At 73.4% G+C, this 7,251-nt stretch carries 6 protein-coding genes; 3 read left to right on the top strand and 3 right to left on the bottom strand.

The genetic code is table 11. The features are described from left to right. The 3 genes from HHX37_RS32805 to mraZ all read right to left on the bottom strand — a co-directional run. Nucleotides 1-252, bottom strand: a 252-nt coding sequence (locus HHX37_RS32805; protein ID WP_220503326.1) for a hypothetical protein, incomplete at its 3' end; no start/stop codon positions are given. Continuing rightward, nucleotides 249-1,172, bottom strand: a complete 924-nt coding sequence (gene rsmH / locus HHX37_RS32800; protein WP_182887873.1) for a 16S rRNA (cytosine(1402)-N(4))-methyltransferase RsmH — start codon at nucleotides 1,170-1,172, stop codon at nucleotides 249-251. The genes HHX37_RS32805 and rsmH, both read right to left, overlap by 4 nt. Before the next feature lie 289 nt (nucleotides 1,173-1,461). Then, nucleotides 1,462-1,893: a division/cell wall cluster transcriptional repressor MraZ gene (gene mraZ, locus HHX37_RS32795; protein ID WP_117409747.1), complete on the bottom strand. Its 432-nt coding sequence runs from the start codon at nucleotides 1,891-1,893 to the stop codon at nucleotides 1,462-1,464. Between the two features lie 484 nt (nucleotides 1,894-2,377). Here mraZ and HHX37_RS32790 point away from each other — a divergent pair, with 484 nt between their 5' ends. Genes HHX37_RS32790 through HHX37_RS32780 form a run of 3 tightly spaced genes read left to right on the top strand, consistent with a single transcriptional unit; the run spans nucleotide 2,378 to nucleotide 7,130 of the window. Further along, nucleotides 2,378-3,358, top strand: coding sequence for an AAA family ATPase (locus HHX37_RS32790; RefSeq protein ID WP_182887872.1), 981 nt, complete (start codon nucleotides 2,378-2,380; stop codon nucleotides 3,356-3,358). 21 nt (nucleotides 3,359-3,379) lie between these two features. Beyond that, complete coding sequence (locus HHX37_RS32785; protein WP_182875711.1) at nucleotides 3,380-4,606, top strand: DUF58 domain-containing protein; 1,227 nt, start codon at nucleotides 3,380-3,382, stop codon at nucleotides 4,604-4,606. A 34-nt stretch (nucleotides 4,607-4,640) separates the two neighbouring features. Continuing rightward, nucleotides 4,641-7,130, top strand: a complete 2,490-nt coding sequence (locus tag HHX37_RS32780; RefSeq protein WP_182887871.1) for a DUF3488 and transglutaminase-like domain-containing protein — start codon at nucleotides 4,641-4,643, stop codon at nucleotides 7,128-7,130. Nucleotides 7,131-7,251: the final 121 nt, after the last annotated feature.

Here is a 7,251-nt window from a genome sequence, read left to right as displayed (position 1 = left end):
GCGGCCGCGTCCGGTCGCGCCGCCGCGGGGAGCCGGGACGGCCTCGCGCGGGAGTGCGTCGCTCGCGGCGGCGGGCCGGGCCCGGCGCGGCTGGGCGTCCTCACGCCGGCGGCGCGCGCCGCCGAGGGGCCTGTCGGGAGTCGCGACGGTCTCGCCCGCCGATCCGGCGGCCTGGCCCGGCACCCGGCCGGGTACGCGGGACGGCGCGGCCACGCGTCCGGCCGCCCTCCTGCTCTCCTGCTCTGTCCTCATCCCTCGCGGATCCTCTCTGCCGCCCGCAAGCGGGCCGAGGCCGCCCGCGGGTTGCGGGCCACCTCTTCGTCGTCCGGGAGCTCCGCTCCCCTCGTCAGAAGGCGGAACCGAGGCTGGTGCGCCTCCAACGGGACCGGCAGCCCCGGAGGGCTGGTGTCCTTGGTTCGCGCCGCGAGGACCCGCTTGGTGAGCCGGTCCTCCAGGGAGTGGTAGGCGAGCACGACAACGCGCCCGCCCAGTGCGAGCGCGCCGAGCGCGGCCGGGAGCGCGCGCTCCAGCGCGGTCAGCTCTCCGTTCACCTCGATGCGCAGCGCCTGGAACGTTCTCTTGGCCGGGTTGCCCCCGGTCCGCCTCGTCGCGGCGGGTATCGCCGCGCGTACGAGGTCGGCGAGCCGTTTCGTGCTGGTGATGGGGTCCTTGGCACGCTCCTTGACGAGGAGGTTCGCCACGCGTGCCGCGAAGCGCTCCTCGCCGTAGTCGCGCAGGATGCGGATCAGGTCCGCGACCGGGTAGGTGTTCACCACGCGCTCGGCGGTGAGCTCCTGGTCGCGGTCCATCCGCATGTCGAGGGGGGCGTCGTAGGAGTAGGCGAAACCGCGCTCGGCCTCGTCGAGCTGAGGGGAGGACACGCCGAGGTCGAACAGCGCGGCGTCGATGCGGGGCCGTCCGGCGTCATGGAGCACGTCGGCCAGTTCGTCGGAGACGGCGCGCACCAGGGTGATCCGGTCCGCGTACGGCGCGAGCCGTGCGGTGGAGCGCGCGATGGCGGTGGGGTCGCGGTCGATTCCGACGAGGTGGAGGGAGGGGTGGGCGGCGAGAAGCGCCTCGGCATGCCCGCCGAGACCGAGGTTGGCGTCCACGGCCACCGGCTCCGGTCCGGTGAGCGCCGGAGCGAGCAACTCCAGCACGCGATCGAGCATGACCGGAACGTGACCACCCGGCTGACCGGGCTCGTACGACAACGCTTCCAACCCCCATTACGCCGCTGTACTCGCGGATTCGCGGCTGTGCCGCCGGTGACTACCCAACGGATCCCCACCCATGCCGGTTCCTTCAGGGGAACCGACCCGCCCGGCCAGGTCCCCATCCGCGTCGCCTGCCGTGGCGTCTGACACCGGGGAAGGTGCATCAGCTGCCATCTGGGAGCGGGTGGAGACCTCGCCGAACGTCACCGACGGGTCTTCTGATCGAACGAGAAAGGGAATCGAGCTACAGGATCCCGGGCAGCACCTCCTCCGACAGATCGGAGAATGCCTGCTCCTGGGCATCCAGGTAGGTGTCCCACGCCTGGGCGTCCCAGATCTCCAGACGCGTGTTGGCGCCGATGACGACGCAGTCGCGTTCCAGCCCGGCGTACCGCCTGAGCGTCTGGGGAATCGTGATGCGCCCCTGCTTGTCCGGCATCTCGTCGGACGCGCTGGCGAAGAAGACACGGCTGTAGTCGCGGACCGCCTTGGCCGTCACCGGTGCGGTGCGCAGGGCCTCGGTGATGCGCTGGAACTCCTCTACGGGGAAGACGTAGAGGCAGCGCTCCTGGCCTTTGGTGATCACCAGACCCTCCGCCAGCTCCTCGCGATACTTCGCCGGCAGGAACAGCCGTCCTTTGTCGTCGAGGCGCGGGTGGTGGGTGCCGAGAAACACCGGACCCACCTCCTGTGCCTTGCGGAGCGCTCAGCTCTGTAGCCTCTGCCCTCCACTGCGCACCACCATACTCCACTTCTCCCCACCGTCAACTGATTCCGGCCGTGTCCGCATTCGAAATCGGCGGCGTTTTCGCAGGTGAAATGGGGTGGGTCGGAGTGGGGCGCCGCGCCGCCCCCCGCCCGCGTGCGGGCGTGTCGGCCCACGGCGGGACCCTTGACGCGCAGGGGGTTCCGGCCGGGCGCGCGGCCCGGTGGGGGAAGGGGCGGGAAAGCGGGTGGGGGGAAGTGGAGCGGCCGGGGTCGCGTCCCGGGATTCGGCCGGTCGCGGTACGTGACCGCGAAAGGTCAGGACTCTACGCGCACTTCACCCTGATTTCTGGACAAAGTCGCCCGCGAACCACAGGGGACATAAGGTCGGTACACAGAATGGAAAAGGAACGTTTAACGCCCCATTCTCGGGGACGCACCCTCATGGAGGCCTGGTGGCTGTAACACCCGACGTCACCGACGCGGCAGCCCCGCTTGAGGATCTGGTGGACACCGCCCATCGGATCCGCAACGCGATCGAATCCGTGATCGAGGGCAAGAGCGACGTCGTCCGCCTGACTCTCACCGTGCTCCTGGCGGAGGGCCACCTGCTGATCGAGGACGTGCCCGGCGTCGGCAAGACCATGCTCGCCAAGGCCCTGGCCCGCTCCATCGACTGCCCGGTCAAGCGCGTGCAGTTCACGCCCGACCTGCTGCCGAGCGACATCACCGGGGTCAGCGCGTACAACCAGCAGACGCGGGAGTTCGAGTTCAAGCCGGGCCCGGTGTTCGCGAACATCGTCGTCGGCGACGAGATCAACCGCGCCTCCCCCAAGACGCAGTCGGCGCTGCTGGAGTGCATGGAGGAGCACCAGGTGACGGTCGACGGCGTCACCTACACGCTGGAGTCGCCGTTCATGGTCATCGCGACGCAGAACCCCATCGAGATGGAGGGCACCTACCCCCTCCCCGAGGCGCAGCGCGACCGGTTCACCGCCAAGATCGCCATGGGCTACCCCGAGCCGGCCGCCGAGCTGGAGATGCTCGACGTGCACGGCGCCTCCCAGCCGCTGGACAAGATGGAGCCGGTGGCGACCACGGCCGAGGTGGCCGCGCTGATCCGGGCCGTCCGCGCCGTCTACGTCTCCCAGCCGGTCAAGCGCTACGCCGTCGACATGGTCGCGGCCACCCGGAGCTCCGCCGACCTGCGGCTGGGCGCGTCCCCGCGGGCCACCCTCCATCTGGTGCGCAGCGCGCGGGCCCACGCGGCGCTGTCCGGCCGCGACTACGTGATTCCCGACGACCTTCAGGATCTGGCCGTTCCCGTGCTGGCGCACCGCCTCCTGCCCAGCCTCGAGGCGCAGGGGCAGCGCCGCCGGCCGGAGCAGTTCGTCGACGAGCTGCTGCGGCGCGTCCCCGTCCCGGACGCGCACTGACGAGAAAGTGACGGAGGGCTGATGCCCGGCCTGAAGGCTCTGACATCGCGGGGACGGTCGTTCCTCGCCTCCGGCGTGGCGGCCCTGGTGTGCGCCCTCGTCCTGGGCGAGCAGGACCTGCTGCGCGTGGCCGTACTGATCATCGCGATGCCGTTGATCGCGTCGCTGGTCGTGACGCGCACCCGCTACCGCCTGTCCTGCACCCGCCGGCTCGGCCCGGCGCGGGTGCAGGCCGGCGAGGAGAGCACGGTCACCCTGCGGCTGGAGAACGTCACGCGGTTGCCCACCGGGCTGCTGCTGGTGGAGGACACCGTGCAGTACGCGCTGGGCACCCGGCCGAGGTTCGTCCTGGACCGCATGGAGCCGCGCGGCGTCCGGGAGATCGACTACAAGGTCGGCTCGGACCTGCGCGGGCGTTTCCCGATCGGGCCGCTGTCCGTGCGGATCGCCGACCCGTTCGGGCTGGTGGAGCTGACCCGCTCGTTCACCGTCACCGACACGCTCGTGGTCACCCCCGAGGTGGTGCCGCTGCCGCAGGTACGCCTGTCGGGCGACCACACCGGCGGGGGCGACAGCCGTACGCGGTCGGTCGCGGCGGCGGGCGACGACGACGTGGCGCCACGTGAGTATCGCCAGGGGGACGACCTGCGCCGGGTCCACTGGCGGTCGACGGCGCGGCGCGGCGAGCTGATGGTCAGGCGCGAGGAGCAGGAGTGGCAGAGCCGCGGCGCGCTGCTGCTCGACACCCGCAGGTACGCCCACCGGGGCGAGGGGCCGCGCTCGTCGTTCGAGGTGGCGGTCTCCGCCGCCGCGTCCATCGGGGTCCACCTGTCCGCCGAGGGACTCGCCCTGCGCCTGGTCACCGACCAGGGCGCGCGGCAGACGGTGGACACCGGCCAGTCGTGGTCGCTGCTCGACACGCTCGCGGTCGTCCGGCAGAGCTCGGCGCGGTCCCTGGAGCACGGCGTCGGCGCGCTGCGTCAGGGCGGCGGGGAAGGCCTGATCATCGCGGTCCTCGGCGCGCTCGACCCCGAGGAGGCCCACGCCCTCGCGCGGCTCCGGCACCCGGGCGTGACCGCCGTGGCGGTGCTGCTCGATCTGGCCGGCTGGGACGGCTCCGGCGGCGAGCACGCGCAGGCCGCCCGATCGGTGCTGACCGGGGCCGGCTGGCGGGTGCTCGACCTGCCCGCCGGCGCCTCGCTCGCGACCGTGTGGCCCGAGGCCGGAAACAGCAGGAGCGCGGCCTGAGCCGGCCGGGCTGCCCGGAGAAGAGGTGGAACCCTTGAAACTGCCGATCACGGCGGGGCTCGCCACGGCGGCGGTCACGATCACGCTCTATCCGCTCTTCGAGGGCGGCGCGTGGTTCTGGTCCTGCATGGGGGTCATCCTGGTCGTCGCCGCCACCGGGACGGTGGCCTCGCGCCTGGGCGCCCGTCCCTGGGTGGCGCCCGCGGTGGCGCCCGTCGCGGTGCTCGTCTACCTGACGGCCGCCTTCACCGCGCAGGAGGCGTTCCTCCGGGTGATCCCCACCCGCGACTCGCTCGCCGGGCTCGTCGCGCTCCTCGGGGAGGGTTTCGACGACATCCAGCGCTACGCCGCCCCGGTGCCCGCCAACCCCGGCATCACCCTGCTCACCACGTCGGGCGTGGCGCTGATCGCCCTGGTGGTGGACGTGTTCGCGGTGCGGCTGCGCCGGGCCGCGCTGGCCGGGCTGCCGATGCTCGCCCTGTTCACCGTGCCGGCCGCCGTGCTCCCCGAGCCGATCGGGTGGCCGGCGTTCGTCGTCGCGGCGTTCGGATACGTCGGCCTGCTCGTCGCCGACGGCCGGGAGCGGCTGAAGGGCTGGGGCCGGGCCGTGGTGGTCCGCCGCTCCGGCCCCGCGTCCGGGGTCGCGCCGGACACCGAGCGGCTGGCCCTGTCGGGCAAGCGCATCGGCGTGACGGCCATCGTGTTCGCGGTGCTGGTGCCCGCGATCCTGCCGGCGCTGTCCCCCGACCCGCTGTTCGGTTTCGGCGTGGGCAACGGCCTGGGCGGGAGCGGCGGCAACATCGGCATCCCCGACGCCATCGCCAAGCTCGGCGGCCAGCTCAGGCAGGACCGCAACGCCACCGTCCTCAGCTACACCAGCAGCGACGACAAGCCGCACTATCTGCGGATCTACGCGCTCGACGTCTTCGACGGCGCCAAGTGGACCTTCAGCCCGCTGCGGGGACGCCCGGAGGACCGGGTGTCGGAGGGGCCGCTGCCGCCCGTGCCCGGCCTCGGCCCCGGGGTGCCGGTGAAGCGGGCCACGATGCGGGTCACGATCAGCGAGGACCTCGACCGGCTCCACTTCCTGCCCCTGCCGTACCCGGCCCGGCAGGTCGACGCCGACGGCGACTGGCGGGCCGACCGCGGGTCGCTCATGGTCTTCTCCACCCGCGACGAGGTGGCGGGGCTGGACTACCAGGTCGTCGCCGACGAGCCCGACCCCGGTGCCGGGGCGCTGAGGTCGGCGGTGACGCCGCCGGAGAGCGAGCCCTTCCTGCGGCTGCCGGAAGGGCTCGACCCGCGGGTGAACGCCCTCGCCCGCCGGGTCACCGCCGGGGCCGCCACGCCGTACGAGAAGGCGGTCAGGCTCCAGGAGTGGTTCACCCGGAAGGGCGGCTTCACCTACAGCCTCCGCGCGTCGGGGTCGGGGGCCGAGGCGCTGTCGCGCTTCGTGCTGCGCGACCGCACGGGCTACTGCGAGCAGTTCGCCGGGGCGATGGCCGCGATGGCCCGGATGGCCGGAATCCCGGCCCGGGTGTCGATCGGCTACACGGGCGGCAGCAAGATCGACGGTAAGTGGACGGTCCGCACGCACGACGCCCACGCCTGGCCGGAGCTGTACTTCGACGGCGTCGGCTGGCTGCGGTTCGAGCCCACCCCGGCCGGCGTCGGCGGGCAGGGCACCGCCGAGGTGCCGGAGTACACCCGCCCTGTCACACCGGAGGCCGAGCCCTCGGCCGGTCCCTCGGCGGGACAGTCGGACGATGACGAGGACACGACCGGCGTCGGCGGCCCGTCCCGGCCGAACCCCCGCCAGCTCGACCGCGAGCCGCAGGGCGCGGCCGTCGCCGCCGACCCGGGCACGCCCACGAGCGTCAAGGTCGGCCTCGGGGCCGCGGGCGCCCTGGTGCTGCTGTTGCTGCCCGCCGCGGCGCGCCTGCTGGTGCGGCGCGGCCGGAACCGCCGGCTGGCCCGTCCGTCCGGCGGGCCGCACGCGGCGTGGGCGGAGCTGCGCGACACGCTGATCGACTTCGGCATGGCCGGGGAGCCGGGCGAGACGCCGCGCGCGCTCGGCCGCCGGATCGGTGAGAGGTACGCGCTGGACCGGCGGGCCGCCGAGTCGCTCGCCCGCGTCGTCACGGCCGAGGAGCGGCTGCGGTACGCGCCGGCGCCCCCGGCGTCCGGACCGGTCCCCGCGGACCTGCACCGGATCAGGCGCGGGCTGGCCGCGCACCTGTCGCGGTGGCGGAGGCTGGGGGCCGCGCTGGCTCCGATGTCCACGCTGCTGCGGGTGCGGGCGTTCGGCGAGGGCGCGCTCGACGTGTTCGACCGGATGGAGAACCTGGCGCCCAGATTGAACAGGACACGGTTGAGCAGGACGCGGCTGACCGGGGCACGGCAGGACGGGGCACGGCAGGCCGGGACGCGTTCGGGCGGCCCGGACGGGCCGTTCCGCCGGCCGGCCACCGGGGACGACGGCGAGCCCGCGCGGGAGCCGACCCTCACCGGCACCCGCCGCTGAGCGGCGAGGCCGATCCGAGGGCGATTCGAGGCCGGAAGAAGAGGCCGGGCACAAGAGGCCGGGCACAAGAGACGGTGGGCCCGCACAGCGGGCCCACCGGGGGTGGTTCAGATCGTGTGCG

It is taken from the genome of Microbispora sp. H10885, assembly GCF_014161415.1.
Taxonomy (GTDB): domain Bacteria; phylum Actinomycetota; class Actinomycetes; order Streptosporangiales; family Streptosporangiaceae; genus Microbispora; species Microbispora triticiradicis.
The sequence above is the reverse complement of the archived record's forward strand: the minus strand, read 5'-3'. Positions and strand labels throughout refer to the sequence as shown.